The sequence below is a fragment of the Rheinheimera sp. D18 genome (assembly GCF_004345025.1).
Classification (GTDB): Bacteria; Pseudomonadota; Gammaproteobacteria; order Enterobacterales; family Alteromonadaceae; genus Alishewanella; species Alishewanella metallidurans.
This window is the reverse complement of the sequence record NZ_CP037745.1, coordinates 3,000,142-3,014,979: the sequence shown is the minus strand read 5'-3', so window position 1 is coordinate 3,014,979 and position 14,838 is coordinate 3,000,142. Positions and strand designations below refer to the sequence as shown.

29 protein-coding genes are annotated in these 14,838 nt (G+C 45.5%); all 29 read left to right on the top strand.

Annotated elements, in window-relative coordinates:
* Nucleotide 1: 1 nt before the first annotated feature.
* Nucleotides 2-862, top strand: coding sequence for a phospholipase A (locus E0Z06_RS14125; RefSeq protein WP_132586003.1), 861 nt, complete (start codon nt 2-4; stop codon nt 860-862).
* 222 nt (nt 863-1,084) lie between these two features.
* Nucleotides 1,085-1,396, top strand: a complete 312-nt coding sequence (rpsJ, locus tag E0Z06_RS14120; RefSeq protein WP_008899121.1) for a 30S ribosomal protein S10 — start codon at nt 1,085-1,087, stop codon at nt 1,394-1,396.
* 29 nt (nt 1,397-1,425) lie between these two features.
* Complete coding sequence (rplC, locus tag E0Z06_RS14115) at nt 1,426-2,064, top strand: 50S ribosomal protein L3 (protein WP_132586000.1); 639 nt, start codon at nt 1,426-1,428, stop codon at nt 2,062-2,064.
* 18 nt (nt 2,065-2,082) lie between these two features.
* A complete protein-coding gene (gene rplD, locus E0Z06_RS14110; RefSeq protein ID WP_132585997.1) occupies nt 2,083-2,688 on the top strand; it encodes a 50S ribosomal protein L4 in 606 nt (201 codons plus the stop codon).
* Nucleotides 2,685-2,987: a 50S ribosomal protein L23 gene (rplW, locus tag E0Z06_RS14105; RefSeq protein WP_132585995.1), complete on the top strand. Its 303-nt coding sequence runs from the start codon at nt 2,685-2,687 to the stop codon at nt 2,985-2,987. Before rplD ends, rplW begins: the two co-directional genes overlap by 4 nt.
* Before the next feature lie 16 nt (nt 2,988-3,003).
* Nucleotides 3,004-3,828, top strand: a complete 825-nt coding sequence (gene rplB / locus E0Z06_RS14100) for a 50S ribosomal protein L2 (RefSeq protein ID WP_132585992.1) — start codon at nt 3,004-3,006, stop codon at nt 3,826-3,828.
* A gap of 16 nt (nt 3,829-3,844) precedes the next feature.
* Nucleotides 3,845-4,123, top strand: coding sequence for a 30S ribosomal protein S19 (gene rpsS, locus E0Z06_RS14095; protein WP_019677720.1), 279 nt, complete (start codon nt 3,845-3,847; stop codon nt 4,121-4,123).
* Nucleotides 4,124-4,136: 13 nt separating this feature from the next.
* A complete protein-coding gene (rplV, locus tag E0Z06_RS14090) occupies nt 4,137-4,469 on the top strand; it encodes a 50S ribosomal protein L22 (protein WP_132586851.1) in 333 nt (110 codons plus the stop codon).
* A gap of 9 nt (nt 4,470-4,478) precedes the next feature.
* Nucleotides 4,479-5,192: a 30S ribosomal protein S3 gene (gene rpsC / locus E0Z06_RS14085; protein ID WP_132585989.1), complete on the top strand. Its 714-nt coding sequence runs from the start codon at nt 4,479-4,481 to the stop codon at nt 5,190-5,192.
* Between the two features lie 12 nt (nt 5,193-5,204).
* Nucleotides 5,205-5,618 (top strand): 50S ribosomal protein L16, encoded by a 414-nt coding sequence (rplP, locus tag E0Z06_RS14080; protein WP_132585986.1) that lies wholly within the window; start codon nt 5,205-5,207, stop codon nt 5,616-5,618.
* Entirely contained in the window at nt 5,618-5,809 is a 192-nt protein-coding gene (gene rpmC / locus E0Z06_RS14075; protein WP_132586849.1) for a 50S ribosomal protein L29, read from the top strand. Before rplP ends, rpmC begins: the two co-directional genes overlap by 1 nt.
* The gene (gene rpsQ, locus E0Z06_RS14070; protein ID WP_132585983.1) at nt 5,809-6,063 is read left to right on the top strand and encodes a 30S ribosomal protein S17; all 255 of its coding nucleotides are present in this window, start codon (nt 5,809-5,811) and stop codon (nt 6,061-6,063) included. The genes rpmC and rpsQ overlap by 1 nt, the downstream gene beginning before the upstream one ends.
* A gap of 163 nt (nt 6,064-6,226) precedes the next feature.
* Nucleotides 6,227-6,595: a 50S ribosomal protein L14 gene (gene rplN / locus E0Z06_RS14065; protein ID WP_132585980.1), complete on the top strand. Its 369-nt coding sequence runs from the start codon at nt 6,227-6,229 to the stop codon at nt 6,593-6,595.
* A 9-nt stretch (nt 6,596-6,604) separates the two neighbouring features.
* The gene (gene rplX / locus E0Z06_RS14060; RefSeq protein ID WP_132585977.1) at nt 6,605-6,919 is read left to right on the top strand and encodes a 50S ribosomal protein L24; all 315 of its coding nucleotides are present in this window, start codon (nt 6,605-6,607) and stop codon (nt 6,917-6,919) included.
* A gap of 19 nt (nt 6,920-6,938) precedes the next feature.
* Nucleotides 6,939-7,478, top strand: coding sequence for a 50S ribosomal protein L5 (gene rplE / locus E0Z06_RS14055; protein WP_132585974.1), 540 nt, complete (start codon nt 6,939-6,941; stop codon nt 7,476-7,478).
* An 11-nt stretch (nt 7,479-7,489) separates the two neighbouring features.
* A complete protein-coding gene (rpsN, locus tag E0Z06_RS14050) occupies nt 7,490-7,795 on the top strand; it encodes a 30S ribosomal protein S14 (RefSeq protein ID WP_132585971.1) in 306 nt (101 codons plus the stop codon).
* A 21-nt stretch (nt 7,796-7,816) separates the two neighbouring features.
* Nucleotides 7,817-8,209, top strand: a complete 393-nt coding sequence (gene rpsH / locus E0Z06_RS14045) for a 30S ribosomal protein S8 (protein ID WP_132585968.1) — start codon at nt 7,817-7,819, stop codon at nt 8,207-8,209.
* Nucleotides 8,210-8,224: 15 nt separating this feature from the next.
* The gene (rplF, locus tag E0Z06_RS14040; RefSeq protein WP_132585965.1) at nt 8,225-8,758 is read left to right on the top strand and encodes a 50S ribosomal protein L6; all 534 of its coding nucleotides are present in this window, start codon (nt 8,225-8,227) and stop codon (nt 8,756-8,758) included.
* Nucleotides 8,759-8,767: 9 nt separating this feature from the next.
* Entirely contained in the window at nt 8,768-9,118 is a 351-nt protein-coding gene (gene rplR / locus E0Z06_RS14035; RefSeq protein ID WP_132585962.1) for a 50S ribosomal protein L18, read from the top strand.
* Nucleotides 9,119-9,127: 9 nt separating this feature from the next.
* Complete coding sequence (rpsE, locus tag E0Z06_RS14030; protein WP_132585959.1) at nt 9,128-9,631, top strand: 30S ribosomal protein S5; 504 nt, start codon at nt 9,128-9,130, stop codon at nt 9,629-9,631.
* A gap of 6 nt (nt 9,632-9,637) precedes the next feature.
* Nucleotides 9,638-9,820, top strand: a complete 183-nt coding sequence (rpmD, locus tag E0Z06_RS14025; protein WP_132585956.1) for a 50S ribosomal protein L30 — start codon at nt 9,638-9,640, stop codon at nt 9,818-9,820.
* A gap of 3 nt (nt 9,821-9,823) precedes the next feature.
* Nucleotides 9,824-10,258, top strand: coding sequence for a 50S ribosomal protein L15 (gene rplO, locus E0Z06_RS14020; RefSeq protein ID WP_132585953.1), 435 nt, complete (start codon nt 9,824-9,826; stop codon nt 10,256-10,258).
* 12 nt (nt 10,259-10,270) lie between these two features.
* The gene (gene secY / locus E0Z06_RS14015) at nt 10,271-11,599 is read left to right on the top strand and encodes a preprotein translocase subunit SecY (protein ID WP_132585950.1); all 1,329 of its coding nucleotides are present in this window, start codon (nt 10,271-10,273) and stop codon (nt 11,597-11,599) included.
* Between the two features lie 21 nt (nt 11,600-11,620).
* Nucleotides 11,621-11,734 (top strand): 50S ribosomal protein L36, encoded by a 114-nt coding sequence (rpmJ, locus tag E0Z06_RS14010; RefSeq protein ID WP_132585947.1) that lies wholly within the window; start codon nt 11,621-11,623, stop codon nt 11,732-11,734.
* A gap of 131 nt (nt 11,735-11,865) precedes the next feature.
* The gene (rpsM, locus tag E0Z06_RS14005; protein ID WP_132585944.1) at nt 11,866-12,222 is read left to right on the top strand and encodes a 30S ribosomal protein S13; all 357 of its coding nucleotides are present in this window, start codon (nt 11,866-11,868) and stop codon (nt 12,220-12,222) included.
* An 11-nt stretch (nt 12,223-12,233) separates the two neighbouring features.
* Nucleotides 12,234-12,623 carry a 30S ribosomal protein S11 gene (gene rpsK, locus E0Z06_RS14000; RefSeq protein WP_132585941.1) on the top strand — a complete coding sequence of 130 codons (390 nt, stop codon included), beginning with the start codon at nt 12,234-12,236 and terminating at the stop codon, nt 12,621-12,623.
* 33 nt (nt 12,624-12,656) lie between these two features.
* On the top strand, nt 12,657-13,277 hold the full coding sequence (rpsD, locus tag E0Z06_RS13995; RefSeq protein ID WP_132585938.1) for a 30S ribosomal protein S4: 621 nt from the start codon (nt 12,657-12,659) through the stop codon (nt 13,275-13,277).
* 24 nt (nt 13,278-13,301) lie between these two features.
* Nucleotides 13,302-14,291, top strand: a complete 990-nt coding sequence (gene rpoA, locus E0Z06_RS13990) for a DNA-directed RNA polymerase subunit alpha (RefSeq protein ID WP_132585935.1) — start codon at nt 13,302-13,304, stop codon at nt 14,289-14,291.
* A gap of 39 nt (nt 14,292-14,330) precedes the next feature.
* Complete coding sequence (gene rplQ / locus E0Z06_RS13985) at nt 14,331-14,729, top strand: 50S ribosomal protein L17 (RefSeq protein ID WP_132585932.1); 399 nt, start codon at nt 14,331-14,333, stop codon at nt 14,727-14,729.
* Nucleotides 14,730-14,838 lie beyond the last annotated feature (109 nt).

Below are 14,838 nucleotides of genomic sequence, written 5' to 3'. Positions count from 1 at the left end.
TATGAAGTATCTGCTCGGTTGTTTAATGTTATGCGTATTTAGTGCTTCAGCTGCAGATGCTTTAGATAAAAGATTAAAAGCCGAGCAATGGGACAGTTATTCGCCCTTTACGTTAATGCCACATCATAATAATTACCTTATGCCTTTTACCTATGTTGGTGGCATTGCGGACTTAATTGTTCGTGATGGTGTCGCGGCCCCCGCAGATAATGTCGAAGCCAAATTTCAACTAAGTTTAAAAACGCCTATTTGGTCACAGGTTTATAACGGGCAAGGTTATTTGTTCTTTGCTTTTACGCAACAAGCCTATTGGCAAGCTTATAACAGCGATGTGTCATCACCGTTTCGTGAAACAAACTACGAACCTGAGCTAATGCTGGTGTTTCCGCATTACGCTAATGTTGAAGAAGCGGCTAGTCGTATTATCAGCTTAAGCTTATCGCATCAGTCAAATGGCCGTTCTGGTGAATTATCGCGCAGCTGGAACCGGCTTAAACTAAGTTGGGTAACGTCTATTGGTAATGTGTTTATTAATTTTGAACCCTATTACCGTTTTAAAGAGCCGGTAAAACACGGCATTGATGATCCGAAGGGCGACGACAACCCAGATATTACCAAATATATGGGCTGGTTCGAGCTATCTGCCGCATACAAGCAAGACACAGCAACCTGGCGCATGATGGTGCGGAACAATCTACAAAGTGATAATAAAGGTGCTGTACGTTTGTCGTATTCACGCCCGCTGAATAACCATATTCGCTTCTATGCTGAGCTATTTAACGGTTACGGTGAAAGCCTAATTGATTACAACCGCTCAGTAACACGGTTTGGTATTGGCTTTGAGTTAAACGATATTTTGTAGTGCGTTTTATAGCCAATGCTTGCGTTATATTTTTATTTAAGTATAATACGCGGCCAGTCAATGTAATTCGGACTGGCTCGTTAGATAAACTTTAGAGTTGTTTAACGCTTACAGTGCTCCCGATTGGGGAGCAAACGTAACTTAGGTGCATAAACATCACCCTTATAGGGTCTGGTTGTTTGTGTTTATATTTGCTCTTTTTGCTCTTTGAGGCTTTGATACATGAGTAATCAAAGGATTCGCATCCGTCTGAAAGCGTTCGATCACCGTTTGATCGATCAGTCAACTATGGAAATCGTTGACACAGCTAAGCGTACGGGCGCACAGGTTCGTGGTCCTATTCCACTTCCTACCCGCCAGGAACGTTTCACTGTATTGATTTCTCCTCACGTAAATAAAGATGCACGTGATCAGTACGAAATCCGTACCCACAAGCGTCTAATCGACATCGTTGAGCCAACAGAAAAAACTGTTGATGCGCTGATGCGTTTAGATTTGCCTGCTGGCGTTGACGTTCAAATCAGCCTGGGCTAATCAGACAGGTTTATAGAGAGGTTTAGGAAATGGCTATCGGTCTAGTCGGTCGTAAAGTGGGAATGACTCGCATCTTCACTGAAGACGGCGTTTCAATTCCAGTAACCGTAATCGAAGCGACACCAAACCGCGTAACTGCTGTTAAAACAGCAGAAACTGACGGTTACAGCGCACTGCAAGTGACTGCTGGTTCTGTAAAGGCAAGCCGCCTGAACAAACCAGACTCAGGTCTGTTTGCAAAAGTTGGTGTGGACGCTGGTCGTGGTCTGTGGGAATTCCGCCTACAAGACAACGAAGGTGCTGACATAATTGTTGGCAGCGAAATTACGGTTGAAATTTTCGCAGAAACGAAAAAAGTTGATGTCGCTGGCACATCAAAAGGTAAGGGATTCGCAGGCACTGTAAAGCGCTGGAATTTCCGTACTCAGGATGCTACTCACGGTAACTCTTTGTCACACCGTGTACCAGGTTCTATTGGTCAAAACCAATCACCAGGTAAAGTATTCAAAGGTAAAAAAATGGCTGGTCACATGGGTGCTGAACGGGTAACTGTACAGTCACTTGAAGTGGTTCGTGTAGACGCAGAGCGTAACTTGCTGTTAGTTAAAGGTGCAGTACCTGGCGCTATCGGTGGCGACGTTATCGTTAAACCAGCTGTTAAAAGCTAACGTCTGAGGAGATAAGTGATGGAATTAGCATTACGAGACGCTCAAGGCGTTCTTGAAGTTTCCGAAGCTACCTTTGGACGTGAGTTTAATGAAGCTTTGGTACATCAGGTCGTTGTTGCTTATGCAGCTGGTGCCCGTCAAGGTACTCGTGCTCAGTTAACACGTTCTGAAGTACGCGGTGGCGGCAAGAAGCCATGGCGTCAAAAAGGTACTGGCCGCGCGCGTGCCGGTACAATCCGTAGCCCAATTTGGCGCGGAGGCGGTGTTACATTTGCGGCTAAGCCACAAGATCACAGCCAGAAAGTAAACCGTAAGATGTATCGTGGTGCGATCCAAAGCATCCTGTCTGAATTAGTACGTCAAGAGCGTTTAATCATAGTGGAAAATTTCACTGTTGATACGCCTAAGACCAAAGAATTAACTGCAAAGTTAAAATCAATGGACTTAAAAGACGTGTTAATCGTGACTAACGAAGTAGATGAGAACTTGTTTTTATCTGCACGTAACCTGTACAAGGTTGACGTACGTGACGTACACGGTATTGACCCGGTCAGCTTAATCGCCTTCGACAAAGTAGTAATGACTGCAGCTGCAGTTAAGCAACTTGAGGAGCTATTAGCATGATTCGCGAAGAACGTTTACTGAAAGTTATTCTGGCACCACACGTTTCTGAAAAGAGCACCGTGTCTGCAGAAAAACACAATACAGTCGTTTTCAAAATAGCCACTACTGCAACTAAAGCTGACGTTAAAGCAGCAGTTGAAAAACTGTTTGAAACTGAAGTAGTTGGTGTGCGTACTGTTAACGTTAAGGGTAAGACCAAGCGCACTGGTGCGCGTACGGGCAAGCGTAGCGATTGGAAAAAAGCTTACGTGACTCTTAAAGAAGGCAGCGAAATCGATTTCGTTGGCGGCGCTGAGTAAGAAGAGGAGTTAGGAAATGGCACTTGTAAAGTGTAAACCTACGTCACCAGGTCGTCGCCACGTATTAAAAGTGGTTAACCCAGACCTGTACAAAGGCAAGCCTTATGCTCCTTTGTTAGAGAAAAATTCAAAATCTGGTGGTCGTAATAACAACGGTCGTATCACTACCCGTCATATCGGTGGTGGTCATAAGCAGCATTACCGTTTAGTTGACTTCAAACGTAACAAAGATGGCATTCCAGCCAAAGTTGAACGTTTGGAATACGATCCAAACCGTACCGCTAACATCGCACTGGTGTTATACGCAGACGGTGAGCGTCGTTACATTCTGGCCCCTAAAGGCTTGAAAGCGGGTGATACAGTGGTTTCAGGTATGGAATCACCAATCAAAACCGGTAACACCTTACCACTACGTAATATCCCAGTAGGTCAGGTAGTACACAACATCGAAATGAAACCAGGTAAAGGTGGTCAGTTAGCACGTTCTGCTGGCGGCTTCGTACAAATTCTGGCTCGTGACGGTGAGTACGTGACGCTGCGTTTACGCAGTGGCGAAGTACGTAAAGTATTAGCAGATTGTCGCGCTACTATCGGTGAGATCGGCAACGCGGAACATATGTTACGTCAATACGGTAAAGCTGGTGCAATGCGCTGGCGTGGCATTCGCCCAACCGTACGTGGTGTAGTAATGAACCCGGTTGATCACCCACACGGTGGTGGTGAAGGTAAAACTTCTGGTGGTCGTCACCCAGTTACACCATGGGGCGTACCAACGAAGGGTTACAAAACTCGTTCAAACAAGCGTACTGATAAACTTATCGTACGTCGTCGTGATAAATAATTTGTGAGGAATTGCCATGCCACGTTCTCTCAAGAAAGGTCCATTTATTGACCTTCACTTGCTGAAGAAGGTAGAGAAAGCGTTGGAAAGCGGTGACAAGAAGCCTATAAAGACTTGGAGCCGTCGTTCAATGATCATACCTGATATGATCGGTTTGACCATCGCTGTCCATAATGGTCGTCAACATGTACCTGTGTTCGTCTCGGAAGAGATGGTTGGTCACAAGTTAGGTGAATTTGCACCTACTCGTACTTACCGTGGTCATGCAGCCGACAAAAAGGCCAAGAAACGCTAAAAAGGGGTAAATGATGCAAGCATTAGCTAAACACAAATTTGCCCGTTCTTCTGCTCAAAAAACTCGTCTGGTTGCTGACCAGGTGCGTGGATTAGCGGTAGATAAGGCGTTGAATGTATTAACTTACAGCCCGAAAAAAGCTGCTGAGTTAGTAAAAAAGGTTCTTTTATCAGCCATTGCTAACGCGGAGCACAATGAAGGTGCGGACATTGATACGTTAAAAGTTAAGACAATCTTCATTGATGAAGGTCCGTCTATGAAACGTATCAAGCCACGTGCTAAAGGTCGTGCTGACCGTATCGTCAAGCGTACTAGCCACATCACTGTGGTTGTAGCTGATAACTAGGAGATAGAAATGGGACAGAAAGTACATCCTAATGGTATTCGCCTAGGTATCACTAAGCCATGGAGCTCAACCTGGTTCGCGAATACGAAAGACTTCCCGGATTTCTTAAACGGTGACTTTAAAGTTCGTCAGTATCTGACAAAAGAACTGAAAGCCGCGTCAGTAAGCCGGATCGATATTGAACGCCCTGCGAAAAGCATCCGTGTGACTATTCACACCGCTCGTCCAGGCGTGATTATCGGTAAAAAAGGTGAAGATGTTGAAAAAATCCGCAAGCAAGTAGCAGCCATCGCTGGCGTACCTGCTCAGATTAACATCTCTGAAATTCGTAAGCCTGAGCTGGATGCTAAACTTGTTGCTGATTCTATCAGTAGCCAGTTAGAGCGTCGCGTAATGTTCCGTCGCGCTATGAAGCGTGCGGTACAAAACGCCATGCGTATCGGTGCCAAGGGTATCAAAGTTGAAGTTAGCGGCCGTTTAGGTGGCGCAGAAATCGCTCGTTCAGAGTGGTACCGTGAAGGCCGTGTGCCTTTGCACACACTGCGTGCTGACATCGACTACAATACCTCTGAAGCATTGACTACTTACGGTATCATTGGTGTAAAAGTGTGGATTTTCAAAGGCGAGATCTTAGGCGCTCTGCCATTGAACAACAACGCTAACAACGCCAACACTAATAACCAGCCTAAAGCGCCGAAAAAACCGGCACGTAAGGCTAAGTAGGGGTATTGAGCGATGTTACAACCAAAACGTACAAAATTTCGCAAAGTGCACAAAGGTCGTAACCGTGGTTTAGCCTTGGTTGGCGACAAAGTATCTTTCGGTACTTACGCACTGAAATCTGTAGAACGTGGTCAAATGACTTCACGTCAAATCGAAGCTGCACGTCGGGCAATGACACGAGCTGTTAAGCGTGTTGGTAAAATCTGGATCCGTGTGTTCCCAGACAAACCAATGACGTCAAAGCCGTTAGAAGTGCGTATGGGTAGTGGTAAAGGTTCTGTTGAGTATTGGGTATGTCAGATTAAACCTGGCAAAGTACTATACGAAATGGACGGTGTGTCTGAAGAGTTAGCACGTCATGCGTTTTCATTAGCTGCTGCTAAGCTTCCATTTAAGACAACCTTCGTAACGCGGACGGTAATGTGATGAAAGCCAGCGAATTAAAAGCGAAAAGTGTTGAAGAGTTGAACACTGAATTACTTGGTCTATTACGTGAGCAGTTTAATATGCGCATGCAATTAGCTACCGGTCAGTTAGCTCAAACGCATTTATTTAAGCAGGTGCGTCGTGATATCGCGCGCGTTAAGACTATCTTAACCGAGAAGGCAGGTGCGTAATGAGCGAAACTAATACTCGTATGCTGCAAGGTAAAGTGATCAGTGACAAAATGGACAAGTCTATTACTGTTGCTATCGAACGTTCAGTGAAACACCCAATTTACGGGAAATTCATTAAGCGTACTACCAAGTTGCACGTACATGACGAAACTAATCAGTGTAAAGAAGGCGACGTAGTCACTATTCGTGAATGCCGTCCGCTGTCTAAGACTAAGTCTTGGACACTGGTTGAAGTAGTCGTAAAAGCATCTTAAGTAATTAAGATATATAAAGCGGCTCCATCAGGAGCCGTTTTTATTTTGCGCTACCTTTTTTGTAAGAGTGCTGTTATAATCACGCGCCCTCTTATCAGGGGTAGTTTTTTTCGTAAGCAGCGTAACCCGTTAGGGTTATATAGTAGAATAGCGGAGCACTAAGATGATCCAGATGCAATCTATGCTGGAAGTCGCAGACAACAGCGGCGCGCGCAGCGTAATGTGTATTAAGGTCTTAGGTGGTTCACATCGCCGTTATGCTGCAATTGGTGACGTCATCAAAGTTACTGTTAAGGAAGCAATTCCTCGCGGTAAAGTAAAAAAAGGTGATGTACTAAATGCAGTGGTGGTGCGTACACGCAAAGGCGTACGCCGTCAAGACGGGTCATTAATCCGTTTTGATCGCAATGCAGCAGTGTTGTTAAACAGCAAGCTGGAACCGATCGGCACTCGTATCTTCGGGCCTGTTACACGTGAACTTCGTGGCGATAAGTTTATGAAGATCGTGTCTCTAGCACCAGAAGTACTGTAAGGAGTCACCATGGCTAGTAAAATCCGTCGTGATGACGAGGTTGTTGTTCTTACTGGTAAGGACAAGGGTAAACGCGGTAAGGTTACTAAAGTATTAGTAGCTGATGGTCGTGTTTATGTTTCCGGCGTTAACCTGGTTAAAAAACATCAGAAGCCTGTACCGGCTCTGAATCAACCAGGCGGTATCGTTGAGAAAGAAGCCTCAATTCATGTTTCAAACGTAGCGATCTTTAACTCTAAAACGGGTAAAGCAGATCGTGTAGGTTTCCGCCTTGAAGACGGCAAAAAAGTCCGTTTCTTTAAGTCGAATAACGAAGTAATTTAATTGCTATTGGAGTAATACGATGGCGAAACTGCATGAAATTTATAAAGACACCGTAGTCCCAGAACTGTTTAAACAGTTTGGCTACACCAGCGTCATGCAAGTCCCTCGGATTGTAAAAATCACACTCAACATGGGTGTGGGTGAAGCAGTTGCTGATAAAAAGATCCTTGAACACGCTGTAGCTGATTTAACAGCTATATCTGGCCAAAAGCCATTAGTGACCAAGGCGCGTAAATCAGTAGCAGGTTTCAAAATCCGTGAAGGCTACCCTATTGGCGCAAAAGTGACCCTGCGTGGCGCACGTATGTGGGAATTTTTAGAGCGTTTAGTCTCTATTGCTATTCCACGTATCCGTGATTTCCGTGGTGTAAATCCTAAGTCATTCGATGGCCGCGGTAACTACAGTATGGGCGTTCGTGAGCAAATCATTTTCCCAGAAATCGATTACGATAAAGTTGATGCAGTACGTGGTTTAGATATCACTATTACAACTACCGCTCGTACCGATGACGAAGGACGTGCTTTACTTGCCGCGTTTAACTTCCCATTTAAGAAATAAGGTGTAGGGTCATGGCAAAACAATCAATGAAAGCACGTGAAGTAAAGCGTGCACAACTGGTAGCCAAATTCGCTGCAAAGCGTCATGAACTCAGAGATGCGATTGCTAATCCAATGACTTCTGATGAAGACCGTTGGTCAGCCGTTCTTGCGTTACAGACATTGCCGCGTGATTCAAGCCCCTCACGCCAACGTAATCGTTGTCGTGTAACTGGTCGTCCACACGGTTTCCTTCGTAAATTCGGCATGAGCCGGATCAAGGTACGTGAAGCGGCGATGCGCGGTGAAATTCCTGGCCTTCGTAAGGCTAGCTGGTAAGAATCACGGGAGTAACGATCTATGAGTATGCAAGATCCAGTAGCGGATATGTTTACTCGCATCCGCAACGGCCAGTCAGCCAATAAAGTTGCGGTTAAGATGCCATCTTCAAAAATGAAGGTATCTATTGCGAAAGTATTAAAAGACGAAGGTTACATCGCTGATTTCGCTGTTTCTGGTGATGTTAAGCCAGAGCTGGAAGTGACTTTAAAGTACTTCCAGGGCAAATCTGTAATTGAAACTATCGATCGCGTTAGTCGTCCAAGTTTACGCATCTACAAGAAGCGTGGCGAATTACCAAAAGTAATGGGCGGTTTAGGTGTGGCCATCGTGTCAACATCTAAAGGACTAATGACTGACCGCGCTGCGCGCAAGGTTGGTATCGGTGGCGAAATTATCGGCTACGTAGCGTAACGGAGGTAGTAATCTATGTCTCGTATAGCTAAAGCCCCAGTCACTATTCCAACCGGCGTTACATTAACGCAAAATGGTCAGGTAGTGTCGTTTAAGGGTAAAAATGGCGAGTTAACATTAGATGTTAACCCAGCTGTTGAGATTGTCGTAGAAGGTAATGTGTTACGCACTGTACCTCGCGAAGGTTTCACTGACGCTAATGCACAAGCGGGTACTGCCCGTTCTTTAATCAACAACCTGGTAACAGGCGTTAACGAAGGTTTCTCGCAGAAACTGGAATTAGTCGGTGTTGGTTACCGTGCAAAAGCAGAAGGCAAAGTGTTAAATCTGAGTCTGGGTTTTTCTCACCCAGTCGCTTTTGAGATCCCTAACGGTATCACAATTGAAACACCAAGCCAGACAGAAATAATGGTAAAAGGTGCTGACAAGCAATTAGTTGGTCAGGTCGCCGCTAACATCCGGGCATACCGTAAACCAGAGCCTTACAAAGGCAAAGGTGTGCGCTATGCAAACGAAAACGTGCGTCGTAAAGAAGCGAAGAAAAAGTAGGGTAGGACGATGGATAAGAAACTTGCTCGTCTGCGCCGTGCCAAACGCACCCGCAGAAATATTATCGAACAAGGTGCGAATCGCTTGGTTGTACATCGTACACCACGTCACATCTACGCCCAGCTTATCGCACCAAATGCTGAAGTGATCGCTGCAGCTTCTACTTTAGAAGCTTCAATTAAAGATTCACTTAAGTATTCTGGTAACGTAGACGCTGCTAAGGCTGTAGGTAAAGCGATCGCCGAACGCGCAGTAGCCAAAGGCGTTACTGCTTGTGCTTTTGACCGCAGTGGCTTCCAGTATCATGGTCGCGTACAGGCTTTAGCTGACGCGGCGCGTGAAGCCGGTCTTCAGTTCTAGGAGTAGCTCATGGCTAACGAAGAAACTAAACAACAATCTGATTTACAAGAAAAGCTTGTTGCAGTAAACCGCGTGTCGAAAGTTGTTAAAGGTGGCCGGATATTTTCATTCACCGCTTTAACCGTGGTTGGTGACGGTAATGGTCGCGTTGGTTTTGGTTATGGTAAAGCACGTGAAGTTCCAGCTGCTATTCAAAAAGCAATGGAAAAAGCACGTCGCAACATGACCCAAGTAGAGTTAAATGGTAGCACTTTGCATCACCCAGTTAAGGGTGTGCACTCTGGTTCGAATGTTTACATGCAACCTGCTGCTGAAGGTACAGGCTTAATCGCCGGTGGTGCAATGCGCGCCGTACTTGAAGTTGCTGGAGTACATCACATTCTTTCTAAGTGTTACGGCTCAACTAACCCAATCAACGTAGTTCGCGCTACTATTAATGCGCTGGCAGCTGTTAAGTCGCCTTCACAAATAGCAGCTAAACGCGGTCTACGCGTTGACGACATTCTGGGGTAATCTGCCATGGCTAAGAAAACAATTAAAGTAACCCAACTGAAGTCTGGTATCGGTCGTTTACCGAAGCACCGTGCTACGTTAATAGGGTTAGGTTTACGCCGCATTGGTCATACTGTTGAACTTGAGGATACACCTTCAGTGCGCGGTATGGTAAACGCAGTGTTCTACATGGTTAAAGTGGAGGAGTAACAGATGCTATTAAATACTATTGCTCCAGCACCAGGTGCCAAGAAAGAAAAACGCCGTGTAGGCCGTGGTATCGGTTCTGGCTTAGGCAAAACTGCTGGTCGTGGTCACAAAGGTTTGAAGTCACGTTCAGGTGGTAAAGTACGTCCTGGTTTCGAAGGCGGTCAAATGCCATTGAAACAGCGTCTACCTAAGTTCGGTTTCACGTCTCAGAAATCTTTGGTTTCTGCCGAGATACGCCTGCATGAACTTGCAGCGGTTAAAGGTGATGTAGTTGACTTAGCAAGCCTAATGGAAGCTAACATTATCTCTCGTACTGTTAAGTTCGCTAAAGTTGTTCTGTCTGGCGAGATTACTCGTCCAGTAACCGTAAAAGGTTTAGGAGCAACTAAAGGCGCGCGTGCAGCTATCGAAGCCGCTGGCGGTAAAGTCGAAGAATAAGGAAAGTACGCGATGGCTAAACCAGGTTCTGACTCAAGAAGTGCAAAAGGCGGTTTCAGCGAGCTGAAAGCCCGTCTGCTATTTGTACTTCTGGCCATAATCGTATTTCGATTAGGCTCATTTGTGCCAATTCCTGGAATTGACGCCGCCGTGCTGGCTCAGTTATTCGAGCAACAAAAGGGCACCATCGTTGAAATGTTTAACATGTTCAGCGGTGGCGCACTTGAGCGTGCATCTGTCTTTGCACTGGGTATTATGCCCTACATCTCTGCCTCTATTATTATTCAACTATTAACGGTAGTTCATCCTGCAATGGTTGAGTTGAAAAAAGAAGGCGAAGCTGGAAAGCGCAAAATTAATCAGATGACCCGCTACGGTACGTTAGGGTTAGCAACGTTACAGGCTATTGGTATTGCCACTGGTCTGCCTAATATGATGCAAGGTTTAGTAATAAACCCAGGTTTTGCATTTTACTTCACCGCAGTAATCAGCTTGGTTACTGGCACCATGTTTTTAATGTGGTTAGGTGAACAAATTACAGAACGTGGCATCGGTAATGGTATTTCGTTGTTAATTTTTACCGGTATTGTTGCCGGCTTCCCGTCGGCTATCGGTCAGACGATAGAGCAGGCACGTCAAGGCGATTTGCACTTTTTATTGTTAGTAGCAATAGGTGTGATCGTAATCGCGATTACCTGGTTTGTGGTGTTCTTTGAACGCGGCCAGCGTCGGATTGTGGTCAATTATGCTAAACGTCAGCAGGGCCGTCAGGTATTTGCTGCACAGAGCAGCCATTTACCGTTAAAAGTAAATATGGCCGGCGTAATACCACCAATTTTTGCTTCTAGCGTTATTCTGTTCCCTGGTACAATAGCCAGTTGGTTTGGCTCAGGTGAAGGCATGGTGGCTAATTTCCTTCAGGAATTAGCATTAACATTATCTCCGGGACAACCGTTGTATATGATGTTATACTCCGCCGCCATTATTTTCTTCTGTTTCTTCTATACTGCGTTGGTGTTTAACCCTCGTGATACAGCGGATAACTTGAAGAAATCTGGTGCTTTTATCCCTGGGATCCGTCCTGGCGAACAGACATCAAAATACATTGATAAAGTAATGACTCGGTTAACCTTAGCAGGTGCTTTGTATATTACCTTTATCTGTTTAGTTCCTGAGTTCATGATGGTAGCGTGGGACGTACAGTTCTATTTCGGTGGTACATCACTACTGATTATCGTTGTTGTTATTATGGACTTTATGGCACAGGTACAGACTCACTTGATGTCACATCAATATGATTCTGTGCTTAAAAAGGCAAATCTTAAAGGTTATAGCCGTTAAGATAGTTTGCGGAGTTAAGTTATGAAAGTACGAGCTTCCGTTAAGAAGATCTGCCGTAACTGCAAAGTAGTCAAGCGTAACAACGTAGTTCGCGTGATTTGCAGTGAGCCAAAGCATAAACAGCGCCAAGGCTAATAGCAGAAAAATAATACCGCGGGCTGAGCTTTTTAGTTTAGCCCCGTTATTGTTTGCAATATAAGCGCAATTTGAGTATCCTTACGGGCTTTTCAAATTGACATTTTAAACTCTATTAAAGGAGAACGTTAGTGGCCCGTATCGCTGGCATTAACATCCCCGATAATAAACATGCGATCATCTCTTTGACGTACGTTTATGGTATCGGTAAGACCCGCTCTAAAGCTATTTTAGCTGCAGTGGGCATTGAAGAAAGTACTAAAATTGCCTCATTAACTGATGCACAGTTAGATACTCTTCGTGACGAAGTTGCAAAGTATACCGTTGAAGGTGACTTGCGTCGTGAAATCACATTAAACATTAAGCGTTTAATGGACCTTGGTTGCTACCGTGGCCTACGCCACCGTCGTAGTCTGCCGGTTCGTGGTCAGCGCACTAAAACTAATGCGCGTACCCGCAAGGGCCCACGTAAAGCGATTAAGAAATAAGGTGATTCAACATGGCTAAAGCACCAGTTCGTGCCCGTAAAAAGGTAAAAAAGCAAATTTCTGACGGTATGGCTCATATCCATGCTTCTTTTAACAACACCATCGTGACGATTACTGATCGTCAAGGTAATGCATTATGCTGGGCAACAGCTGGTGGTTCAGGTTTCCGTGGTTCACGTAAATCTACCCCATTCGCTGCTCAGGTTGCTGCAGAGCGCGCAGGTACTGCCGCGTTAGAATATGGTGTAAAGAACCTTGAAGTGTTTGTGAATGGTCCAGGTCCAGGCCGCGAATCAGCGATTCGTGCACTGAATGGCGCTGGTTATAAAATCACAAATATCACCGACGTGACGCCTATCCCACATAACGGATGTCGTCCACCTAAAAAACGTCGCGTGTAATTACAGCGCTTCACGGATTATTGGAGAAAGAAGATGGCAAGATATTTGGGTCCTAAGCTCAAACTAAGTCGTCGCGAAGGTACAGATCTGTTCCTGAAGAGCGGCGTAAGAGCAATTGATTCAAAGTGTAACTTAACCACTGCACCTGGTCAGCACGGCGCTCGTCGCGGTCGTTTATCAGACTACGGTTTACAGTTACGCGAGAAACAAAAAGTACGTCGTATGTATGGCGTATTAGAAAAGCAGTTCCGTAATTATTACAAGGAAGCTGCTCGTTTGAAAGGTAATACAGGTGAAAACCTATTAACGTTGTTAGAAACTCGTTTAGACAACGTTGTATACCGCATGGGTCTGGCTAGCACACGTGCTGAAGCACGTCAGCTGGTAAGCCACAAAGCGGTCATGTTAAATGGTCGCGTTGTTAACGTGCCATCACATGCTGTATTACCTGAACAAGTTATTTCTGTACGTGAAAAAGCGAAGAAGCAAGCCCGTATCGGTGCTGCGCTAGAAATCGCTGGCCAACGTGAGAAACCAACTTGGATCGAAGTAGACACAACGAAGCTAGAAGGCGTATTTAAACGTCTGCCAGAGCGTTCAGACCTGTCTGCGGACATCAACGAACAGTTAATCGTCGAGCTTTACTCTAAGTAAGGCTAATTGTTAAGAGAGGATACAATGCAGGGTTCTGTCACCGAATTCCTTAAGCCGAGATTAGTTGGTATCGAAAAAATCAACCCAACTCGTGCCAAAGTTACTTTGGAACCACTTGAGCGCGGTTTCGGGCATACCTTGGGCAACGCGTTGCGTCGTATTTTACTTTCGTCAATGCCAGGTTGTGCAGTGACTGAAGTAGAAATAGACGGCGTTCTCCATGAGTACAGCGCCAAAGAAGGTGTCCAAGAGGATATCATCGATATTCTGTTGAACCTTAAAGGCCTTGCCGTTCGCCTGGAAGACAAAGATGAAGTCACTCTGACTTTGACGAAGAAAGGTGCTGGCCCTGTAACAGCTGGTGACATCCAGCATGGCGACGGTGTGGTTATTGTTAACCCAGAGCACGTTATTTGCAACCTTACAGGTGAAACTGAATTCAGTATGCGCCTTAAAGTTGAACGTGGCCGCGGCTATGTGCCTGCATCAGCGCGTTTGTCCTCAGATGATGACGAGCGTCCTATTGGTCGTCTGTTACTTGATGCCTCTTTTAGCCCGGTAGAGCGTATAGCCTATTCGGTTGAAGCAGCGCGTGTTGAACAGCGTACCGACTTGGACAAACTGATCATCGATATGGAGACCAACGGCACAGTTGAGCCAGAGGAAGCCATTCGCCGTGCAGCAACAATTTTAGCCGAACAGCTAGAATTCTTCGTCGAGTTGCGCGACAAGAGCGAACCGGAAAAACGCGAAGAGAAACCGGAGTTTGATCCGATTCTGTTACGTCCGGTCGATGATTTGGAATTAACAGTTCGTTCTGCTAACTGCTTAAAGGCAGAGCAGATTCAGTACATTGGTGATCTGGTTCAGCGTACCGAAGTGGAGTTACTTAAAACTCCTAACTTAGGTAAAAAGTCGCTTACCGAAATCAAGGACGTGCTGGCATCACGCGGTTTATCACTAGGCATGCGCTTAGAGAATTGGCCGCCAGCAAGCCTGGTAAACAAAGACTAATCAGATACCAGTTTCTGGTTTAGTGAGAAGGAATAGATCATGCGCCATCGCAAGAGTGGTCGTCAGTTAAACATGAACAGTAGCCACCGTACGGCAATGTTCCGCAACATGGCAAGTTCGTTGGTGAAGCACGAAATCATCAAAACGACTTTGCCAAAAGCAAAAGAGTTACGTCGTGTGATCGAGCCATTGATCACATTGGCAAAAAATGATAGCGTTGCAAATCGCCGTTTAGCTTTTGCCCGTACTCGTGATAAAGAAGTTGTTGGTTTGTTATTCAACGTGCTGGGCCCGCGTTACAACGCGCGTCCAGGTGGTTACACTCGTATTTTAAAGTGTGGCTTCCGTGCCGGTGATAACGCACCTATGGCTTACATTGAGTTAGTTGACCGTGCAGAAGTGGACGCTCTACCAACTCAAGAAACAGCTGCAGAATAAGTAGCCGTTTAATTAAAAGCCGGACTTAGGTCCGGTTTTTTTATGCCCGTTTGTTTTTACTTATTACAAACCGTATGATGGAGTTATTGCCAAGCTTTAAAGTAACTTA

What these genes read in the sequence shown, in the direction of transcription:
- rplO (WP_132585953.1), top strand. Translation starts at nt 9,824, where the DNA reads ATGCTATTAAATACTATTGCTCCAGCACCAGGTGCCAAGAAAGAAAAA.
- rplR (WP_132585962.1), top strand. Translation starts at nt 8,768, where the DNA reads ATGGATAAGAAACTTGCTCGTCTGCGCCGTGCCAAACGCACCCGCAGA.
- rplD (WP_132585997.1), top strand. Translation starts at nt 2,083, where the DNA reads ATGGAATTAGCATTACGAGACGCTCAAGGCGTTCTTGAAGTTTCCGAA.
- rpmD (WP_132585956.1), top strand. Translation starts at nt 9,638, where the DNA reads ATGGCTAAGAAAACAATTAAAGTAACCCAACTGAAGTCTGGTATCGGT.
- rpmJ (WP_132585947.1), top strand. Translation starts at nt 11,621, where the DNA reads ATGAAAGTACGAGCTTCCGTTAAGAAGATCTGCCGTAACTGCAAAGTA.
- rplE (WP_132585974.1), top strand. Translation starts at nt 6,939, where the DNA reads ATGGCGAAACTGCATGAAATTTATAAAGACACCGTAGTCCCAGAACTG.
- rpsS (WP_019677720.1), top strand. Translation starts at nt 3,845, where the DNA reads ATGCCACGTTCTCTCAAGAAAGGTCCATTTATTGACCTTCACTTGCTG.
- rpsC (WP_132585989.1), top strand. Translation starts at nt 4,479, where the DNA reads ATGGGACAGAAAGTACATCCTAATGGTATTCGCCTAGGTATCACTAAG.
- rplP (WP_132585986.1), top strand. Translation starts at nt 5,205, where the DNA reads ATGTTACAACCAAAACGTACAAAATTTCGCAAAGTGCACAAAGGTCGT.
- rplW (WP_132585995.1), top strand. Translation starts at nt 2,685, where the DNA reads ATGATTCGCGAAGAACGTTTACTGAAAGTTATTCTGGCACCACACGTT.
- rplN (WP_132585980.1), top strand. Translation starts at nt 6,227, where the DNA reads ATGATCCAGATGCAATCTATGCTGGAAGTCGCAGACAACAGCGGCGCG.
- E0Z06_RS14125 (WP_132586003.1), top strand. Translation starts at nt 2, where the DNA reads ATGAAGTATCTGCTCGGTTGTTTAATGTTATGCGTATTTAGTGCTTCA.
- rpsJ (WP_008899121.1), top strand. Translation starts at nt 1,085, where the DNA reads ATGAGTAATCAAAGGATTCGCATCCGTCTGAAAGCGTTCGATCACCGT.
- rplV (WP_132586851.1), top strand. Translation starts at nt 4,137, where the DNA reads ATGCAAGCATTAGCTAAACACAAATTTGCCCGTTCTTCTGCTCAAAAA.
- rplB (WP_132585992.1), top strand. Translation starts at nt 3,004, where the DNA reads ATGGCACTTGTAAAGTGTAAACCTACGTCACCAGGTCGTCGCCACGTA.
- rplF (WP_132585965.1), top strand. Translation starts at nt 8,225, where the DNA reads ATGTCTCGTATAGCTAAAGCCCCAGTCACTATTCCAACCGGCGTTACA.
- rpsQ (WP_132585983.1), top strand. Translation starts at nt 5,809, where the DNA reads ATGAGCGAAACTAATACTCGTATGCTGCAAGGTAAAGTGATCAGTGAC.
- rplX (WP_132585977.1), top strand. Translation starts at nt 6,605, where the DNA reads ATGGCTAGTAAAATCCGTCGTGATGACGAGGTTGTTGTTCTTACTGGT.
- rpsD (WP_132585938.1), top strand. Translation starts at nt 12,657, where the DNA reads ATGGCAAGATATTTGGGTCCTAAGCTCAAACTAAGTCGTCGCGAAGGT.
- rpoA (WP_132585935.1), top strand. Translation starts at nt 13,302, where the DNA reads ATGCAGGGTTCTGTCACCGAATTCCTTAAGCCGAGATTAGTTGGTATC.
- secY (WP_132585950.1), top strand. Translation starts at nt 10,271, where the DNA reads ATGGCTAAACCAGGTTCTGACTCAAGAAGTGCAAAAGGCGGTTTCAGC.
- rplC (WP_132586000.1), top strand. Translation starts at nt 1,426, where the DNA reads ATGGCTATCGGTCTAGTCGGTCGTAAAGTGGGAATGACTCGCATCTTC.
- rpmC (WP_132586849.1), top strand. Translation starts at nt 5,618, where the DNA reads ATGAAAGCCAGCGAATTAAAAGCGAAAAGTGTTGAAGAGTTGAACACT.
- rpsK (WP_132585941.1), top strand. Translation starts at nt 12,234, where the DNA reads ATGGCTAAAGCACCAGTTCGTGCCCGTAAAAAGGTAAAAAAGCAAATT.
- rpsE (WP_132585959.1), top strand. Translation starts at nt 9,128, where the DNA reads ATGGCTAACGAAGAAACTAAACAACAATCTGATTTACAAGAAAAGCTT.
- rpsN (WP_132585971.1), top strand. Translation starts at nt 7,490, where the DNA reads ATGGCAAAACAATCAATGAAAGCACGTGAAGTAAAGCGTGCACAACTG.
- rplQ (WP_132585932.1), top strand. Translation starts at nt 14,331, where the DNA reads ATGCGCCATCGCAAGAGTGGTCGTCAGTTAAACATGAACAGTAGCCAC.
- rpsH (WP_132585968.1), top strand. Translation starts at nt 7,817, where the DNA reads ATGAGTATGCAAGATCCAGTAGCGGATATGTTTACTCGCATCCGCAAC.